We start from the raw sequence: 16,740 nt of genomic DNA, 5'->3' as shown, positions 1-16,740 counted from the left end.
ATCGCAGTCAAGCCAGCTCCCACATTGGAATTTGTTCTTAGGTTATGTGTTCGCAAGTAGAGCCGGAAATGTCTTGTCGCATTTGCAATGCCATCACCCCGCTATCAATCAATTTTCCTACGTCATCGAACCGCTTAAGCTATCCGGCGTCTGTTTAATGTCCGTTGTGTTTGGCCGAAGGCATGTCCGAACCGTAATTTCTGATCCGCTACGTGCCAGGAACGGCGCGGGATTTGCTCACGACAGGTTGTCTCTATGCACCGCAGGAATTTGCTCAAAGCGTCCATGGCCATTGCGGCCTACACCGGTTTGTCGGCCAGTGGCCTGCTTGCCGCCCAGGCCTGGGCCGGGAACCGTGCCGCCGACGGCAAGGCCGTGGCGTTCGATTTCGAAGCGCTCAAAGCCCAGGCCAAACAGCTGGCCGGGACCGCTTACAAAGACACCAAACAGGTGCTGCCGCCGACATTGGCGACCATGACACCGCAGAATTTCAACGCCATCGGTTACGACGGCAAGCATTCGCTGTGGAAGGAATTGAACGGCCAACTGGACGTGCAGTTCTTCCACGTCGGCATGGGCTTCAAGACACCGGTGCGCATGCACAGCGTCGACCCCAAGACCCGCGAAGCGCGCGAGGTGCATTTCCGCCCTTCGCTGTTCAATTATGAAAAAACCACGGTGGACACCAAACAACTGACCGGGGATTTGGGTTTTTCCGGCTTCAAGCTGTTCAAGGCCCCGGAGCTGGACCGCCATGACGTGCTGTCGTTTCTCGGTGCCAGCTACTTCCGCGCGGTGGACTCCACCGGCCAGTACGGCCTCTCCGCCCGTGGCCTGGCCATCGACACCTACGCGAAAAAACGCGAAGAATTCCCTGACTTCACACAGTTCTGGTTTGAAACCCCGGACAAGAACGCCACCCGCTTCGTGGTCTACGCCCTGCTTGATTCGCCGAGCGCCACCGGCGCCTACCGCTTCGATATCGACTGCCAGGCCAATCAAGTGGTGATGGCCATCGACGCGCACATCAATGCGCGTACCGCCATTGAGCAACTGGGCATCGCGCCGATGACCAGCATGTTCAGCTGCGGCACCCATGAGCGCCGGATGTGCGACACCATCCATCCGCAAATCCACGATTCAGACCGCCTGGCCATGTGGCGTGGCAACGGCGAGTGGATCTGCCGCCCGTTGAACAACCCGGCCAAGTTGCAGTTCAACGCGTTTGCCGACAAAGACCCGAAAGGCTTCGGCCTGGTGCAGACCGACCATGAATTTGCCAGTTACCAGGACACGGTGGACTGGTATAGCAAGCGCCCGAGCCTGTGGGTCGAACCCACCACCGCCTGGGGCGAAGGCTCGATCGACCTGCTGGAAATCCCCACCACCGGCGAGACCCTCGATAACATCGTGGCCTTCTGGACCCCGAAAAACCCCGTGGCGGCCGGCGACTCGCTGAACTATGGCTACAAACTGTACTGGAGCGCCCTGCCACCGGTGAGTACGCCGTTGGCACAAGTCGACGCGACCCGCTCAGGCATGGGTGGCTTTACCGAAGGCTGGGCACCGGGCGAACACTATCCCGAGGTGTGGGCACGCCGCTTTGCGGTGGACTTCAAGGGGGGCGGCCTGGATCGCCTGCCACCAGGCACCGGGATCGAGCCGGTGGTGACCTGCTCCCATGGCGAAGTCAAAGACTTCAGCGTGCTGGTGCTGGACAACATCAAGGGCTACCGCATCCTGTTCGATTGGTACCCGACCAGCGACAGCGTGGAGCCGGTGGAACTGCGCCTGTTTATTCGTACCCAGGACCGCACCTTGAGCGAAACCTGGTTGTATCAGTACTTCCCGCCGGCACCGGAGCAGCGCAAGTACACCTGATCAGGATGTTCCTCCTCTATGGGAGCCGGCCTGAACGGCTCCCATAGGGTTCAATACAATGCTCAGAACCGCGACACACTTTTCATCGCCCCCATCAAATAGCGCATCGCCACCTGATCGCTCTCGGTCAAGGCGCGGTAATGCGCCAGCAATTGGGCTTCGTCCGAGTTCAATTTTCGTCCGCGCAGACACATCCTGCGCGTCAGAAAAGACACCACCACACCCGCTACACCATAGGACTTGGCCATGGACTGTTTCTCCTGATATCCATCAAAAACTCCTGTTGCCCATCACCCGCCTCGCATGAAGCGCAATGCCTGGGTGAACACACCCGCTGACTTCCTGGGCCAGAACTCAGGCGTATCCTAAGGGTAGAAAAAATCTCGTCTCGTGTGGGATTTTTTTAGAGTATTCACTTAAATAAATGGCTTGGGTAACAAATACCTACAGACTTTTCCCACGCTTACAGTAAGAAAAAAACCCACCGGATCAAGGTGGGTTTCTTTGAATACTAAACGACTTATCAGTCGCGTAAATCGGACTCATGAATCGGCTGGTCACGGTGCGTGGCGCGCTGATACTGCGCCGGCCAGATTGCCTTGCGCCCGCCCAGATCGTCGTCGGCATGCAACGGCCAGTACGGGTCACGCAGCAGTTCCCTGGCCAGAAAAATGATATCGGCCTGGCAAGTGCGCAGGATGTGCTCGGCCTGGGCCGGCTCGGTGATCATGCCGACGGTGCCGGTGGCGATGCCCGACTCCTTGCGCACGCGCTCGGCAAAGCGCGTCTGGTAGCCCGGGCCGGTGGGGATCTCGGCGTTCGCGGCGGTGCCACCGGAGGAGACGTCGATCAGGTCGACCCCCAAGTCCTTGAGGCGGCGCGCCAGTTCGACGGTTTCATCGGGGTTCCAGCCATCTTCCACCCAGTCGGTGGCCGAGACCCGCACAAACAGCGGCAGCTCCTGGGGCCAGACCTCGCGCACGGCCCTGGTCACTTCAAGCACCAGGCGGATACGGTTTTCGAAGGAGCCACCGTACTGGTCCTGACGTTGGTTGCTGATGGGCGAGAGGAACTGGTGCAGCAGGTAACCGTGGGCGGCGTGGATTTCCACCACCTCGAAACCCGCGGTCAAGGCGCGCTTGGCGGCGGCGACAAAGTCGGCGGTTACTTGCCGGATCTGCTCTTCATCCAACGGTTTGGGCTGGGTGTGTTGCGGGTCGAAGGCAATCGGCGACGGACCTACCGGCACCCACCCGCCCTCGTCCGGCTTGACGCTGCCATGCTTGCCGATCCATGGCCGATGGGTGCTGGCCTTGCGCCCTGCGTGGGCCAGTTGGATGCCGGCCACCGCGCCCTGGGCCGCGATAAAACGCGTGATCCGTTGCAGCGGTTCGATCTGTTGGTCGTTCCACAGGCCCAGGTCTTGGGCGGTGATGCGGCCATCCGCGGTCACGGCGGTGGCTTCGGTGAAAATCAGCCCGGCGCCGCCGACGGCCCGGCTGCCGAGGTGCACCAGGTGCCAGTCATTGGCCAGGCCATCCTCACTGGAGTACTGGCACATCGGCGAGACCGCGATACGGTTGAGCAGGGTCAATTGGCGCAGGGTGTAGGGTTCTAGCAGCTGACTCATGGCGCACCTCTTCTGGGTTCTATGGGCACTCCTGTAGGAGCGAGCTTGCTCGCGAAGAACCCGAGAGCGCCGCGCTGAGTCAGATTTCCCGCGTGATCGTTAACGACCTTCGCGAGCAAGCTCGCTCCTACAGAGCCTAGTCGACAACGGTGGATTGCACAGGGTTCAGAAAGGAACGCGGGAGCCGATTGCCGGCTCCCGCGCTGCAAACGCTTACATTTCGACCTGAGTGCCCAGCTCGATCACCCGGTTGACCGGGAGTTTGAAGAAACGCAGGTTGCCGTTGGCGTTCTTCAACATGAAGGCGAACAACCCTTCACGCCAGCGCGCCATGCCTTCGAGTTTCGAGGCAATCACCGTTTCGCGGCTGAGGAAGTAGGTGGTACGCATCGGGCTGAAATCCAGGTCTTCCAAGTGGCACAGCTTCAATGCTTCGGGCACATCCGGCTCATCGGTAAAGCCAAAGTGCAGGATCACGCGGAAGAAGCCTTCACCGTAGGCGTCCACCTCGAAGCGCCGCGCAGCCGGCACGCGAGGAATGTCTTCGTAGACCACCGTCAGCAACACCACTTGCTCATGCAGCACCTGGTTATGCAGCAGGTTGTGCAACAGCGCATGGGGCACGGCGTCCGGACGCGCCGTGAGGAACACGGCGGTGCCCTGCACCCGATGGGGCGGCTGCACGCGGATACTGCTGATAAAGATAGGCAGCGGCAGCCCGCCTTCGTCGAGGCGCTCCACCAGCAATTGCTTGCCGCGCTTCCAGGTGGTCATCAGCACGAACAGTACGATCCCCGCCAATACCGGGAAGGCGCCGCCCTGGATGATCTTCGGGACGTTGGCGGCAAAGTAGAGCCCGTCGACCAACAGGCAGCAGACCAGCACGGGCACAGCCAGTATCGGCGGCCATTTCCACAGCAGCAACATCACCGCCGACACCAGGATGGTGGTCATCAGCATGGTGCCGGTCACCGCCACGCCGTAGGCCGATGCCAGAGCATTGGACGACTCGAAGCCCAGCACCAGCAGGATCACGCCAACCATCAGCGACCAGTTCACCGCGCCGATGTAGATCTGGCCCTGTTCGGCACTGGAGGTGTGCTGGATATGCATGCGCGGGATGTAGCCCAACTGGATTGCCTGGCGCGTCAAGGAGAACGCACCGGAGATGACCGCCTGGGAGGCAATCACCGTGGCCAGGGTGGACAACACCACCAATGGGATCAGCGCCCAGCTTGGGGCCAACAGGTAGAACGGGTTGCGTGCGGCTTCCGGGTCGCCCAGCAGCATGGCGCCCTGGCCGAAATAATTGAGCACCAACGCCGGCAGCACCAGGATGAACCAGGCGCGTGCGATGGGTTTGCGGCCGAAGTGGCCCATGTCGGCATACAGCGCTTCGGCACCGGTCAGTGCCAGTACCACCGCGCCGAGGATTGCCACGCCAATGCCGGGATGCGCCTCGAAGAAACGCACGGCCCACATCGGATTCACGGCGCTCAGCACTTCAGGGTGCAGGGTGATGCCATACACGCCCAGGCCGCCGAGCACCAGGAACCAGGTGACCATCACCGGCCCGAACAGCTTGCCGATGCGGTCAGTGCCGTGCTTCTGGATCAGGAACAAGGCTACCAGCACCACCAAGGCGATCGGCACGACCCATTGTTCCAGGCCGTCGAACGCCAGCTCCAGGCCTTCAACCGCCGATAGCACGGAGATCGCCGGGGTGATCATGCTGTCGCCGTAGAACAGCGCAGCGCCGCACAGGCCACAGACCACCAGGAAACTGCGCAACTTCCTGCGCTTCCCCGCCGCCCGTCGCGCCAGTGCCGTGAGCGCCATGATGCCGCCCTCGCCCTGGTTGTCGGCGCGCAGGACGAACAGCATGTACTTGATCGAGACGACCCAGATCAGCGACCAGAAGATCAGCGCCAGGATCCCCAGCACACCGTCATGGTTGACCTGCACTCCATAACCGCCGTTGAACACCTCTTTAAGGGTGTAGAGCGGGCTGGTCCCGATATCGCCGTAAACCACCCCGACCGCTGCCACCAGCATGCCAATCGGCTTGGTATTTGACTGTTCGGCACCTGCTGCCTGATTACTCGCGTGACCCATCAACCACTCCTGCCCTTTGACCTGCGGTCTTTATTAACAACGCTTCTAAGCGACCCCTAGCATGCGCTGTTTTACTTCTCGTAACAGACGTTTTGTTGACCTTAGGATTTTACCTACACGCAACGGCGCGAAGCATAGCGCAGCAGGCTTTGCATTTCCTTGCATAACGCAGGCGTCTTTTTGCCTGCATTGACGCCACTCAACACCAACGCTACGTTTTCGTTTTTTTACAGACACCACGATTCCGACGTATGGGTCACTTGGCGCCATCCCTGGAACAAAAAGCGTTGATCAGCTTTGACGGGTTGATCCATACCCCAGCTGTAGCCACAACGTAGCTACAATCTTTAGAAGGAGTCGTGATATGTCCACATTATTGAAAACCACTGACGTGCGTTGCCGCATCGACGAGGATTTGAAAGAGCGCGCCACTGCTGTGCTCAATGCCTGCGGGCTTAGCCTCAGTGACGCCCTGCGTCTTTTCCTCCGCCAGGTAGTGACAACGCAGGGGCTGCCTTTTGAGGTACGCGTCCCTTCGGAGAAAACCGCTCGCGCCATGAAGCAAGCGCATGCTATCCGTCGCCAATTTGACTCGATCGATGACATGCTAAGGGACGCCGATGCCATATAGGTGGTGATCTCCTGCTGATTTATGAGCAATCGCGGGCTGACCTGATCACTTTTGTGGACTTGGGGAGCCACGCTGAATTATTTGCTTAGGCATCGGGTATTGAATAGCGCAGCACTCGTCGCATTTCCCCGCATAAAGCTGGTCAAGTGCGCTGCCCGTCGCTAGAATTGCGCACTTTTTGATCAGAGGCACACCAAGTGCCCATCCGCCGCCCTGTCGTGCCCGACTGGCCGCGTCATTCAATACCGAGGTTAGACATGTCCACCACCGTCGCAAAAGCCAACCCCAAGGTTGGCTTTGTTTCCCTGGGTTGCCCGAAGGCTCTGGTCGACTCCGAGCGCATCCTCACGCAACTGCGCATGGAAGGCTATGACGTTGTGTCCACTTACCAGGACGCTGACGTGGTGGTGGTCAACACCTGCGGCTTCATTGACTCGGCCAAGGCTGAGTCGCTGGAAGTGATCGGCGAAGCCATCAAGGAAAACGGCAAGGTCATCGTGACCGGCTGCATGGGCGTGGAAGAAGGCAATATCCGCAATGTGCACCCAAGCGTGCTGGCGGTGACCGGGCCGCAGCAGTACGAGCAGGTGGTCAATGCCGTGCACGCCGTGGTGCCACCGCGCCAGGACCACAACCCGCTGATCGACCTGGTGCCGCCGCAAGGCATCAAGCTGACACCACGCCACTACGCGTACCTGAAGATTTCCGAAGGCTGCAACCACAGCTGCAGTTTCTGCATCATCCCCTCGATGCGCGGCAAGCTGGTCAGCCGTCCGGTGGGCGACGTCCTGGACGAGGCCCAGCGCCTGGTCAAATCCGGCGTGAAAGAGCTGTTGGTGATCTCCCAGGACACCAGCGCCTATGGCGTCGACGTGAAATACCGCACCGGTTTCTGGAACGGCGCGCCGGTGAAAACCCGCATGACCGAACTCTGCGAAGCCTTGAGCAGCCTGGGTGTGTGGGTGCGCCTGCACTACGTTTACCCGTACCCACACGTGGATGAACTGATCCCGCTGATGGCCGCCGGCAAGATCCTGCCGTACCTGGACATCCCGTTCCAGCACGCCAGCCCGAAAGTGCTCAAGGCCATGAAGCGCCCGGCGTTCGAAGACAAGACCCTGGCGCGCATCAAGAACTGGCGCGAGATCTGCCCGGACCTGATCATCCGCTCGACCTTCATCGTCGGCTTCCCCGGCGAAACCGAAGAAGACTTCCAGTACCTGCTGGACTGGCTGACTGAAGCCCAGCTGGACCGCGTCGGCTGCTTCCAGTACTCGCCGGTGGAAGGCGCCCCGGCCAACCTGCTGGACCTGGCCGTGGTGCCGGACGAGGTCAAGCAGGACCGTTGGGAGCGCTTCATGGCGCACCAGCAAGCCATCAGCTCGGCGCGCCTGCAACTGCGCATCGGCAAGGAAATCGAAGTGCTGATCGACGAAGTCGACGAACAAGGCGCGGTCGGCCGTTGCTTCTTCGATGCGCCGGAAATCGACGGTAACGTGTTTATCGACGATGCCAGCGGCTTGAAGCCGGGCGACAAGGTCTGGTGCACCGTGACCGATGCCGACGAATACGACCTGTGGGCTGAAAAGCGCGACTGATCACCAGCTGTGTAAAAAGCCCTGCATCTGATCAAGATGCGGGGCTTTTTTAGGTCTATCGTTTGCCCATTACCCATTCTCGGCAGGGGCAGAAATATGCGTCGGCATTCAATCATCCACACACCCAAAACCAGCGACTATCAAACACTGACAGACATCTGGGAGAATGCAGTGCGGGCCACCCATGATTTCTTGCCGGATAGCTACATCGAACGGCTGAGGAGTCTGGTGCTGACGCACTATCTGGACACGGTGATGCTGATCTGCACCAGGGACGCGCATCAGCACATTACCGGATTTGCCGGTGTGGCCGCAGGCAAGATCGAAATGCTGTTTATCGACCCCAAGCACCATGGCCAGGGCCTGGGCAGTCAATTGCTGCGCTATGCAATCGAGCATATGAATGCCGATGAGCTGGAAGTGAACGAGCAGAATCCACAGGCGCTGGGCTTTTACCTCAAACAGGGGTTCGAGGTGATCGGACGCACCGAGCACGATGGCCTGGGCCAGCCGTATCCATTGCTGCGTATGCGTTTGCGCCAGCAGCAAATATGCAGTGGCTGACGAAACGCAGAACAAGCCAGCTCCCACAAAAAGCACCGAGCTGAAATGGAGCCGGGATTAACCGGCTCCAGGCAGGTACAATAGCCGCCCCCTTTTGTTACGGCCCTTGTCATGACTGACCCCATACGCCTCTCCAAACGCCTTATCGAACTGGTCGGTTGCTCCCGCCGGGAGGCTGAGCTGTTCATTGAAGGCGGCTGGGTCTCGGTGGACGGTGAAGTAATCGACGAGCCGCAGTTCAAGGTCACCACCCAAAAGGTCGAACTCGACCCGCAGGCCAAGGCCACCGCGCCGGAGCCGGTGACCATCCTGATGCACGCCCCTGCCGGCGTGGATGCCGAAACGGCCATGGCGTCGATCAGCGCCGAAACACTCTCGCCGGAACACCGCTTCGGCAAGCGCCCGCTCAAGGGCCATTTCCTGCGCCTGACCGCCAGTGCCGACCTGCAAGCCAAGGCCAGCGGCCTGCTGGTGTTTACCCAGGATTGGAAGATTTTGCGCAAGTTGACCGCCGATGCAGCCAAGATCGAGCAGGAATACGTGGTGGAAGTCGAAGGCGACATGGTTGCCCACGGCCTCAACCGCCTCAACCACGGCCTGACCTACAAAGGCAAAGAGCTACCGGCCGTCAAGGCCAGCTGGCAGAACGAAAACCGCCTGCGTTTTGCGCTGAAAAACCCGCAACCCGGCGTGATCGCGCTGTTTTGCGAAGCGGTCGGCCTCAAAGTCATCGCCATCCGCCGTATCCGCATCGGCGGCGTGTCCATCGGCAAAGTGCCCGTTGGTCAATGGCGTTACCTGTCCGGCAAAGAGAAGTTCTAAGCCGCTCCCCTTTTCGCGACACCGCCCATTGCGGCGGTGTCCTCAGTTGAATATCAGGATTGCCCACCATGATTCACAACGACGTACTACGCAGCGTGCGCTACATGCTCGACATCAGCGACAACAAGATGGTCGAGATCATCAAGCTCGGCGGCATGGACGTGACCAAGGACGACCTGCTGACCTACCTCAAGAAGGACGAGGAAGAAGGCTTCGTGTTCTGCCCGGATGACGTGATGGCGCACTTCCTCGATGGCTTGGTGGTCTTCAAGCGTGGCAAGGACGAGAGCCGCCCGCCTCAGCCGATCGAGACCCCGGTGACCAACAACATCATCCTCAAGAAACTGCGCGTGGCCTTCGAGCTGAAGGAAGATGACATGCACGCCATCCTCAAGGCAGCCGAATTCCCGGTGTCCAAGCCCGAGCTGAGCGCGCTGTTCCGCAAATTCGGTCATACCAACTACCGCACGTGCGGCGACCAGTTGCTGCGTAATTTCCTTAAAGGCCTCACCCTGCGGGTGCGTGCCTGAGCCATGAGCTACAGCGTTTCGCCCGTCGGCTTCGTGCGCTCCTGTTTCAAGGAGAAATTTGCCATCCCACGCCAACCGCAGTTGGCACCCGCCGCCCGTGGCGTGCTGGAGCTGGTGGCGCCGTTCGACGGCGGTGAAGCGGTGCAGGGCCTGGAACAGGTGAGCCATGTGTGGCTGCTGTTCCTGTTCCATCAGGCGCTGGAGGACAAACCGCGCCTGAAAGTGCGCCCACCGCGCCTGGGCGGCAATACGTCCATGGGCGTATTTGCCACCCGTGCGACTCACCGGCCCAATGGCATTGGACAGTCGGTGGTTAAGCTGGACAAGGTCGAGCCGGGCCGTTTGTGGATTTCCGGGATTGATCTGCTGGATGGCACGCCGGTGCTGGATATCAAACCGTATGTGCCCTATGCCGACATTGTCCATGGGGCCACCAACGACATGGCCAGCGGCGCGCCGCAGTTGATACCGGTGCAGTGGCTGAAGACGGCCCTGCATCAGGCACAGAGCCATGCCCAGCGGTTGGATGAGCCGTTGGTGGAGCTGATCGATCAATGTCTGGCACAGGATCCACGGCCGGCGTATCAGATGCCCGGGCCTGAACGTGAGTATGGCGCGCAGTTCTGGGATGTGGATGTGCGTTGGCACTATCCCGAGGCCGGGGTGATTTGTGTGCTGGAAGTGCTTACGGCGCAGTAAATCGCACACACGAAAAAGCCCGCGCTGCCTTCACAGGCAACGCGGGCTTTTCTTTGTAAACACATTCAACCGTAGGAGCGAACTTGCTCGCGAAAAACGAACAGGCACCGCGTTGAGTCAAGATGCCAGCGTTATCGTTGACGTTCTTCGCGAGCAAGCTCGCTCCTAGAAGTGACTCGAAGTCACTTCTCGACGAACGCGCGCTCGATCAAGTAATCACCCGGCTCACGCATGCGCGGCGAGACTTTCAGGCCAAAGCTGTTCAGCACTTCGCTGGTTTCGTCCAACATGCTTGGGCTGCCGCACAGCATGGCGCGGTCGTCCTCGGGGTTGATCGGTGGCAGGCCGATGTCACTGAACAGCTTGCCGCTGCGCATCAGGTCGGTCAGGCGGCCTTCGTTTTCGAACGGCTCGCGGGTAACGGTTGGGTAATAAATCAGCTTTTCACGCAGGGCCTCGCCGAAGAATTCGTTCTGCGGCAGGTGCTCGGTGATGAATTCGCGGTACGCGACTTCGTTGACGTAACGCACGCCGTGGCACAGGATCACTTTTTCGAAACGCTCGTAGGTTTCCGGGTCCTGGATCACGCTCATGAACGGCGCAAGTCCAGTACCGGTGCTGAGCAGGTACAGGTGTTTGCCCGGCTTCAAATCGTCAAGCACCAGGGTGCCTGTCGGTTTTTTACTGATGATGATCTCGTCGCCTTCCTTCAAATGCTGCAACTGGGAAGTCAGCGGGCCATCCGGCACCTTGATGCTGAAGAACTCCAGATGCTCTTCCCAGTTCGGGCTGGCGATGGAGTAGGCGCGCATGAGCGGGCGGCCGTTGGGCTGCTGCAGGCCGATCATCACGAACTGACCGTTCTCGAAGCGCAGGCCCGGGTCACGGGTGCACTTGAAGCTGAACAGAGTGTCGTTCCAGTGATGAACACTGAGGACACGCTCGTGGTTCATGTTGCTCATGTACGGGAAACTCCTGGAAATAGGTCTGCGCTGTATTCAGGCGCGTAATTGCACCGCATTCTAATCGCGGCGACAATATCTGTTAACTGGATTATTAAGATAAGGGTTATCGGTTATATCGATATGCGATTTACTCTCCGTCAACTGCAAGTATTCGTCGCCGTCGCCCAGCAGGAAAGCGTTTCCCGCGCTGCTGGCCTTCTGGCCTTATCTCAATCCGCCGCCAGCACCTCGATTACCGAGCTGGAGCGCCAATCCAGCTGCCAATTGTTCGACCGCGCCGGCAAACGCCTGAGCCTTAACGCCCTTGGCCGTCAACTGTTGCCCCAGGCGGTAGCGCTGCTGGACCAGGCCAAGGAAATCGAGGACCTGCTCAACGGCAAGTCTGGCTTTGGCTCGCTGGCGGTGGGCGCCACCCTCACCATCGGCAATTACCTGGCGACCCTGCTGATCGGCAGCTTCATGCAGCAGCACCCCGAGAGCCAGGTAAAGCTGCATGTGCAGAACACTGCCCATATCGTGCACCAGGTTGCGCACTATGAAATTGACCTGGGTCTAATCGAAGGTGACTGCAGCCACCCGGATATCGAAGTGCAAACCTGGGTTGAGGATGAGTTGGTGGTGTTTTGCGCGCCGCAACATCACCTGGCCAAGCGCGGCGTGGCAACGATGGACGAGCTGACCCACGAGGCATGGATCCTGCGGGAACAAGGTTCGGGCACGCGCCTGACCTTCGACCAAGCCATGCGCCATCACCGTAGCGCGCTGAATATCCGCCTGGAGTTGGAACATACCGAAGCCATCAAGCGCGCGGTGGAGTCGGGGCTGGGGATTGGCTGCATTTCGCGGTTGGCGCTGCGCGACGCGTTCCGCCGCGGCAGCCTGGTGCCGGTGGAAACACCGGATCTGGACCTGGCCCGGCAGTTCTACTTCATCTGGCACAAACAGAAGTACCAGACTTCGGCCATGCGCGAATTTCTCGAGCTGTGCCGCGCTTTCACCGCCGGAGTTCAGCGCAGCGACGAGATCGTGCTGCCGAGCATTGCCTGAGCCTTAGATCAGGATCACGGCCCACACTAGGGTGATCATGGTCAGCGCGACGGCCTGCGCGGCGCTGCCCATGTCCTTGGCGTTTTTCGACAAAGGGTGACGATCCAGGGAGATGCGGTCGATCGCCGCCTCCACCGCCGAGTTGAGCAACTCGACGATCAACGCCAGCAGGCACACGGCGATCAGCAACGCACGCTCGACCCGGCTGACATTCAGGAAGAAGCTCAGCGGGATCAGGATCACATTCAGCAACACCAGTTGGCGAAAAGCCGCCTCGCCGGTGAATGCCGCGCGCAGGCCATCCAGGGAATAACCCCCAGCATTGAAGATACGTTTGATACCGGTTTGACCCTTGAAAGGCGACATAGACGTAGGCAACTGAACCAAAGGAGTGGGGAAACTAGATCACGCACAGTCAAAAAAGCGTGAATCGATGACAGCTTAATGCTGCGAAATTGACTCAAGTTGTTGCAACAGCAGTGCCGCCTGGGTACGCGTACGCACGCCCAGCTTGCGAAAGATCGCTGTCACGTGGGCCTTGATCGTCGCTTCAGACACGCTCAGCTCATAGGCTATCTGCTTGTTCAACAGACCTTCGCAGACCATGGTCAGCACCCGGAACTGCTGCGGTGTCAGGCTGGCCAGGCCATCACGGGCGGCCTTGGCTTCGTCGGACACGTTGATTTCTTCAAAGGCCTGCGGTGGCCAGGACACATCACCGTCCAGCACAGTGCGCACGGCTTTCTGGATGTCTTCCATGGCGCTGGACTTGGGAATGAAACCGCTGGCGCCAAACTCCTTGGAGCGCACCACTACATCGGCTTCTTCCTGGGCCGAGACCATCACCACCGGAATTTGCGGATATTGCCCGCGCAACAGTACCAGCCCGGAAAAACCGTAGGCGCCGGGCATGTTCAGGTCGAGCAGCACCAGGTCCCAGTCGGATTTTTCGGTGAGGCGGGCTTCCAGTTCGGCAATGCTGGCCACTTCGACGAGGCGCACGTCCGGGCCGAGGCCCAGGGTCACGGCCTGGTGCAACGCACTGCGAAACAGCGGATGGTCATCGGCTATCAGGATTTCGTATGTGGCCATTGATTAAATGATCCTGTTTTTTATGGGAACCCTGATGGGTTCAGGGTTCGCCAGTACACAAGGCGAACGCCAGGCAGCGATCGCCACAGGGCGCGCTCGACGTCAAAGGCACCTGGAACGACGTCGAAAATTCACGGTTGCAGCCCAATCGGCGCCCAGCATGCCCAGCGTAGCCTGGGGGGTCAAGCACTACGCCCAGCGGCGTTTCAGCGGCGTGCGGGTTTAAGGTGCCATCATGCGAATGTCGCCTGGCTATACCGCCGGTATATAGGGTGCAAGGCGAGTATGGACGATGTCGGTCGGGTCCAGGGGCAACTGGAATTTGGCCGCCAGGTAATGGGTGCTGAACACGTCGAGGTAGGCATCCAACACTTCGCAGGCCGCCTGGTCACCGGCCAATTCAAGGCACAGGGCGGCGACCTCGGCCGTGCAGAAGTGATCATCACGCTTGGATCGGCGCAGTTTGTAACGCGACAGCTGTTCCGGCGCCAGGCTGAGTACCGGCAAATGCTCCAGATAGGGGCTTTTGCGAAACATCTTGCGCGCTTCACTCCAGGTGCCATCCAGCAGGATGAACAACGGGCGCTTGCCTTCCTCCACCAGCACTTGACTGACAACGCGCTCGGGTGCGACGAATTCACCGGGAAACACGATGTAGGGCTGCCATTGCGGGTCGGCCAACACGTCGAGCAGTTCTGGATCAACCTCGGTGCGCGACCAGGCAAACGCCGTGGTGTCGTCAATCACATCGGCGATCAGCCAGCCGGTGTTGCTGGGCTTCATCGGTTCCACGTCATGCATCAGCAGGCACATCGCCGAGGTTGCGGCGACCTTGGGCCGCCAGGCACACAGGCAGTACTCGGGAATCACCCGGCAGCCCGGGCAGCGCTCGGCACGCGAACCACGATTGAGGAACGGCCGCACGGCGCGGGCCAGACGCTGGGTGCGCAGGCGGGAAACGGCGTGGCTCATTGGATGCGCCGGTGGGACGGGTAAATCGACACGGTTAAAACTCGTGGAAGGCTGAAGTGGCGGCAGTTTACCAGCGATACGCCTGGCTGTAGTGGCCAGGGCTCACCTATAATTGCGCGCCACTGAACGCACAGCGCAGTGGCTGGTCTATGCACCAGTAACCGAATCAGGAGAGTTTCATGCTGCGTTCCATGCTGCGTTTTGTCGCCCCATCCGTCGCCCTCGCGCTGGTATTGCCCGTGTGCGCCCAGGCGGCCTCGCTGCTGGAGGCCCAAATGAACCGGAAACTGCAAAGCGTTGCGGCGGAAAGCAACAAAGACCTGCCCCGGGAAATCGATGAAAAGACCTTGGAAGTGGCCTACACCGTCGAGGGCATGCAACTGATCGATCACCTGAGCGTGCTGCCCGACCGCGCCGAACAGATGCGCGCCAATCCGAAGGCTGTCTACTTCCAACTGGGCCGTAGCGTATGCACCAACCCGGGCTATCGCGAGCTGATGGCCAAGGGTGCGGTCATGCGTTACGAAATCACCGAAAACAAGACCAACCGCCCTGTGGCCTCGGTGAAGTTCGTGGAAGCGGATTGCCCGGCTCCTGTGAAAAAGAAAAAGTAATAGGTTGACCTTCACGCGCTACTGTCCGGTGGCGCGCACTCCCCCGCTTCAACGTCCAGCCGCGGCTAAGCTCCTTGATGAACGACCAATAAGCGGTTGCCAGCCAAGGGTTTTTCGGCCCATCATCCAGTTATCCCAACCCTTCATTCCCAGCGCTTTTTACGCTGTTCTGTAACATTTCCAGGGCAAAAGAAGGTTGCCCCTGCGGCAAGCAGCGACACATGCAGTGTCGTAGCCTCCGGCGAACCTCTGGCCGGCCACCCGGGCCCTGCAAGAAGGAGAAGTGAATGCCTTACGAACCGAATGACCACCTGCTTCGACATTTTGAAGAAAACGGCGCCGACCTCACACAGCAGGTCGAAGCGCAACTCCAACTGATCGCGCCCAACAGCCCGAATATCCCCTTGTATCGCGACATGATCCTCACCGTGTTCCGCATGGCGCAGGACGACCGCGACCGCTGGAACGCCAAGATTACCCTGCGAGCCATCCGCGAACTGGACCACGCCTTCCGCGTGCTCGAACAATTCAAGGGCCGCCGCAAAGTGACGGTGTTCGGCTCTGCACGCACCCCGATGGAAAGCCCGCTGTACTCGCTGGCCCGTGAAGTCGGCGCGGCGCTGGCACGCTCGGACCTGATGGTGATCACCGGCGGTGGTGGCGGCATCATGGCCGCGGCCCACGAAGGCGCCGGCCTGGAACACAGCCTGGGGTTCAACATCACCCTGCCATTTGAACAGCACGCCAACCCGACCATCGATGGTACCGAGAACCTGCTGTCCTTCCATTTCTTCTTTACCCGCAAGTTGTTCTTCGTCAAGGAAGCCGACGCGCTGGTGCTGTGCCCAGGCGGTTTCGGTACCCTTGATGAGGCACTGGAAGTGCTGACCCTAATCCAGACCGGCAAGAGCCCGCTGGTGCCAGTGGTACTGCTGGATGCACCCGGCGGCGGGTTCTGGCAAGGCGCCCTGGACTTTATCCGCAGCCAGTTGGAAGCCAACCGCTACATCTTGCCCACCGACCTCAAGCTGGTACGCCTGGTCTACAGCGCCGAAGAGGCGGTGGAGGAGATCAACCAGTTTTATGCCAATTTCCACTCCACCCGCTGGTTGAAGCGTGAGTTTGTGGTGCGCATGAATCATCCGCTCAGTGATCGAGCGCTGGCCCATTTACAGGATGAGTTTGCCAGCCTGCGCTTGAGTGGCGAATTCCAGCAGCTTGCCTATACCGGCGAAGAACATGACGAGCCGAGGTTCAGCCATTTGACGCGGCTGGTGTTCAATTTCAATGGGCGCGATCAGGGCCGTCTGCGGGAGTTGGTGGACTACATCAATTTGCCGGAGAACTGGGCGCAGGCTCAGGGAAAGACGCAGCAGCGGGTGGCGAAGGAGCCGGCGTGAAACCATAAAACGCAAAAAGGGCCCGCTATTTTCATAGCGGGCCCTTTTTTGGTGGTGTGCCAGGTGCGGTGTGGGGATGCAATTGGGGCTGCTGCGCAGCCCAGCGCGGGACAAGCCCGCTCACTACAGCAGCCCGGCGCGGGGCAAGCCCGCTCACTACAGCAGCCCAACGCGATGCAA

General features: G+C 59.9%; 18 protein-coding genes. 11 read left to right on the top strand and 7 right to left on the bottom strand.

The annotated features are described in order from the left end of the window. The first annotated feature begins 255 nt into the window (after positions 1-255). Positions 256-1,881, top strand: a complete 1,626-nt coding sequence (locus BLL36_RS10995) for a glucan biosynthesis protein D (RefSeq protein WP_076951441.1) — start codon at positions 256-258, stop codon at positions 1,879-1,881. A 62-nt stretch (positions 1,882-1,943) separates the two neighbouring features. On the opposite strand, the gene BLL36_RS10990 is transcribed toward BLL36_RS10995, so the two are convergent. The 3 genes from BLL36_RS10990 to BLL36_RS10975 form a co-directional block, all read right to left on the bottom strand. Beyond that, the gene (locus BLL36_RS10990) at positions 1,944-2,129 is read right to left on the bottom strand and encodes a hypothetical protein (RefSeq protein ID WP_076951440.1); all 186 of its coding nucleotides are present in this window, start codon (positions 2,127-2,129) and stop codon (positions 1,944-1,946) included. 275 nt (positions 2,130-2,404) lie between these two features. Beyond that, positions 2,405-3,511: an NADH:flavin oxidoreductase/NADH oxidase gene (locus tag BLL36_RS10985; protein WP_076951439.1), complete on the bottom strand. Its 1,107-nt coding sequence runs from the start codon at positions 3,509-3,511 to the stop codon at positions 2,405-2,407. Between the two features lie 213 nt (positions 3,512-3,724). Further along, positions 3,725-5,626, bottom strand: a complete 1,902-nt coding sequence (locus BLL36_RS10975) for a potassium transporter Kup (RefSeq protein ID WP_076951437.1) — start codon at positions 5,624-5,626, stop codon at positions 3,725-3,727. A gap of 364 nt (positions 5,627-5,990) precedes the next feature. On the opposite strand from BLL36_RS10975, the gene BLL36_RS10970 reads away from it, so the two are divergent. The 7 genes from BLL36_RS10970 (at position 5,991) to tsaA (ending at position 10,470) form a co-directional block, all read left to right on the top strand. Beyond that, on the top strand, positions 5,991-6,257 hold the full coding sequence (locus tag BLL36_RS10970) for a type II toxin-antitoxin system RelB/DinJ family antitoxin (RefSeq protein ID WP_076951436.1): 267 nt from the start codon (positions 5,991-5,993) through the stop codon (positions 6,255-6,257). Next, positions 6,254-6,346, top strand: coding sequence for a hypothetical protein (locus BLL36_RS10965; protein ID WP_083735278.1), 93 nt, complete (start codon positions 6,254-6,256; stop codon positions 6,344-6,346). Before BLL36_RS10970 ends, BLL36_RS10965 begins: the two co-directional genes overlap by 4 nt. A 168-nt stretch (positions 6,347-6,514) precedes the next feature. After that, a complete protein-coding gene (gene rimO / locus BLL36_RS10955) occupies positions 6,515-7,855 on the top strand; it encodes a 30S ribosomal protein S12 methylthiotransferase RimO (protein WP_076951434.1) in 1,341 nt (446 codons plus the stop codon). 96 nt (positions 7,856-7,951) lie between these two features. Then, positions 7,952-8,419 carry a GNAT family N-acetyltransferase gene (locus BLL36_RS10950; RefSeq protein ID WP_076951433.1) on the top strand — a complete coding sequence of 156 codons (468 nt, stop codon included), beginning with the start codon at positions 7,952-7,954 and terminating at the stop codon, positions 8,417-8,419. A gap of 111 nt (positions 8,420-8,530) precedes the next feature. Beyond that, entirely contained in the window at positions 8,531-9,241 is a 711-nt protein-coding gene (locus tag BLL36_RS10945) for an rRNA pseudouridine synthase (RefSeq protein ID WP_076951432.1), read from the top strand. 68 nt (positions 9,242-9,309) lie between these two features. Then, entirely contained in the window at positions 9,310-9,771 is a 462-nt protein-coding gene (locus BLL36_RS10940) for a YehS family protein (protein ID WP_076951431.1), read from the top strand. 3 nt (positions 9,772-9,774) lie between these two features. Next, on the top strand, positions 9,775-10,470 hold the full coding sequence (tsaA, locus tag BLL36_RS10935; RefSeq protein WP_076951430.1) for a tRNA (N6-threonylcarbamoyladenosine(37)-N6)-methyltransferase TrmO: 696 nt from the start codon (positions 9,775-9,777) through the stop codon (positions 10,468-10,470). Between the two features lie 182 nt (positions 10,471-10,652). Here the strand turns inward: tsaA and fpr are convergent, their stop codons facing one another. Beyond that, positions 10,653-11,432: a ferredoxin-NADP reductase gene (gene fpr / locus BLL36_RS10930; protein ID WP_003172178.1), complete on the bottom strand. Its 780-nt coding sequence runs from the start codon at positions 11,430-11,432 to the stop codon at positions 10,653-10,655. 123 nt (positions 11,433-11,555) lie between these two features. Between fpr and BLL36_RS10925 the strand changes: the two genes are divergently transcribed. Next, complete coding sequence (locus tag BLL36_RS10925) at positions 11,556-12,482, top strand: LysR family transcriptional regulator (RefSeq protein ID WP_048720074.1); 927 nt, start codon at positions 11,556-11,558, stop codon at positions 12,480-12,482. Positions 12,483-12,485: 3 nt separating this feature from the next. Here BLL36_RS10925 and BLL36_RS10920 read toward each other — a convergent pair whose 3' ends face one another. The 3 genes from BLL36_RS10920 to BLL36_RS10910 form a co-directional block, all read right to left on the bottom strand. Beyond that, positions 12,486-12,848, bottom strand: coding sequence for a diacylglycerol kinase (locus tag BLL36_RS10920; RefSeq protein WP_076951429.1), 363 nt, complete (start codon positions 12,846-12,848; stop codon positions 12,486-12,488). 75 nt (positions 12,849-12,923) lie between these two features. Beyond that, on the bottom strand, positions 12,924-13,574 hold the full coding sequence (erdR, locus tag BLL36_RS10915; RefSeq protein WP_003189050.1) for a response regulator transcription factor ErdR: 651 nt from the start codon (positions 13,572-13,574) through the stop codon (positions 12,924-12,926). A 252-nt stretch (positions 13,575-13,826) separates the two neighbouring features. Next, a complete protein-coding gene (locus tag BLL36_RS10910; protein WP_076951428.1) occupies positions 13,827-14,546 on the bottom strand; it encodes a tRNA-uridine aminocarboxypropyltransferase in 720 nt (239 codons plus the stop codon). A 179-nt stretch (positions 14,547-14,725) separates the two neighbouring features. Here BLL36_RS10910 and BLL36_RS10905 point away from each other — a divergent pair, with 179 nt between their 5' ends. Further along, positions 14,726-15,160: a PA3611 family quorum-sensing-regulated virulence factor gene (locus BLL36_RS10905; RefSeq protein ID WP_076951427.1), complete on the top strand. Its 435-nt coding sequence runs from the start codon at positions 14,726-14,728 to the stop codon at positions 15,158-15,160. 287 nt (positions 15,161-15,447) lie between these two features. After that, positions 15,448-16,560: an LOG family protein gene (locus BLL36_RS10900; protein WP_076951426.1), complete on the top strand. Its 1,113-nt coding sequence runs from the start codon at positions 15,448-15,450 to the stop codon at positions 16,558-16,560. Positions 16,561-16,740 lie beyond the last annotated feature (180 nt).

Source organism: Pseudomonas cedrina subsp. cedrina, assembly GCF_001983175.1.
Classification (GTDB): Bacteria; Pseudomonadota; Gammaproteobacteria; order Pseudomonadales; family Pseudomonadaceae; genus Aquipseudomonas; species Aquipseudomonas cedrina.
This window is presented reverse-complemented; position numbering and strand designations above follow the sequence as displayed.

What these genes read in the sequence shown, in the direction of transcription:
- BLL36_RS10995 (WP_076951441.1), top strand. Translation starts at nt 256, where the DNA reads ATGCACCGCAGGAATTTGCTCAAAGCGTCCATGGCCATTGCGGCCTAC.
- BLL36_RS10990 (WP_076951440.1), bottom strand. Translation starts at nt 2,129, where the DNA reads ATGGCCAAGTCCTATGGTGTAGCGGGTGTGGTGGTGTCTTTTCTGACG.
- BLL36_RS10985 (WP_076951439.1), bottom strand. Translation starts at nt 3,511, where the DNA reads ATGAGTCAGCTGCTAGAACCCTACACCCTGCGCCAATTGACCCTGCTC.
- BLL36_RS10975 (WP_076951437.1), bottom strand. Translation starts at nt 5,626, where the DNA reads ATGGGTCACGCGAGTAATCAGGCAGCAGGTGCCGAACAGTCAAATACC.
- BLL36_RS10970 (WP_076951436.1), top strand. Translation starts at nt 5,991, where the DNA reads ATGTCCACATTATTGAAAACCACTGACGTGCGTTGCCGCATCGACGAG.
- rimO (WP_076951434.1), top strand. Translation starts at nt 6,515, where the DNA reads ATGTCCACCACCGTCGCAAAAGCCAACCCCAAGGTTGGCTTTGTTTCC.
- BLL36_RS10950 (WP_076951433.1), top strand. Translation starts at nt 7,952, where the DNA reads ATGCGTCGGCATTCAATCATCCACACACCCAAAACCAGCGACTATCAA.
- BLL36_RS10945 (WP_076951432.1), top strand. Translation starts at nt 8,531, where the DNA reads ATGACTGACCCCATACGCCTCTCCAAACGCCTTATCGAACTGGTCGGT.
- BLL36_RS10940 (WP_076951431.1), top strand. Translation starts at nt 9,310, where the DNA reads ATGATTCACAACGACGTACTACGCAGCGTGCGCTACATGCTCGACATC.
- tsaA (WP_076951430.1), top strand. Translation starts at nt 9,775, where the DNA reads ATGAGCTACAGCGTTTCGCCCGTCGGCTTCGTGCGCTCCTGTTTCAAG.
- fpr (WP_003172178.1), bottom strand. Translation starts at nt 11,432, where the DNA reads ATGAGCAACATGAACCACGAGCGTGTCCTCAGTGTTCATCACTGGAAC.
- BLL36_RS10925 (WP_048720074.1), top strand. Translation starts at nt 11,556, where the DNA reads ATGCGATTTACTCTCCGTCAACTGCAAGTATTCGTCGCCGTCGCCCAG.
- BLL36_RS10920 (WP_076951429.1), bottom strand. Translation starts at nt 12,848, where the DNA reads ATGTCGCCTTTCAAGGGTCAAACCGGTATCAAACGTATCTTCAATGCT.
- erdR (WP_003189050.1), bottom strand. Translation starts at nt 13,574, where the DNA reads ATGGCCACATACGAAATCCTGATAGCCGATGACCATCCGCTGTTTCGC.
- BLL36_RS10910 (WP_076951428.1), bottom strand. Translation starts at nt 14,546, where the DNA reads ATGAGCCACGCCGTTTCCCGCCTGCGCACCCAGCGTCTGGCCCGCGCC.
- BLL36_RS10905 (WP_076951427.1), top strand. Translation starts at nt 14,726, where the DNA reads ATGCTGCGTTCCATGCTGCGTTTTGTCGCCCCATCCGTCGCCCTCGCG.
- BLL36_RS10900 (WP_076951426.1), top strand. Translation starts at nt 15,448, where the DNA reads ATGCCTTACGAACCGAATGACCACCTGCTTCGACATTTTGAAGAAAAC.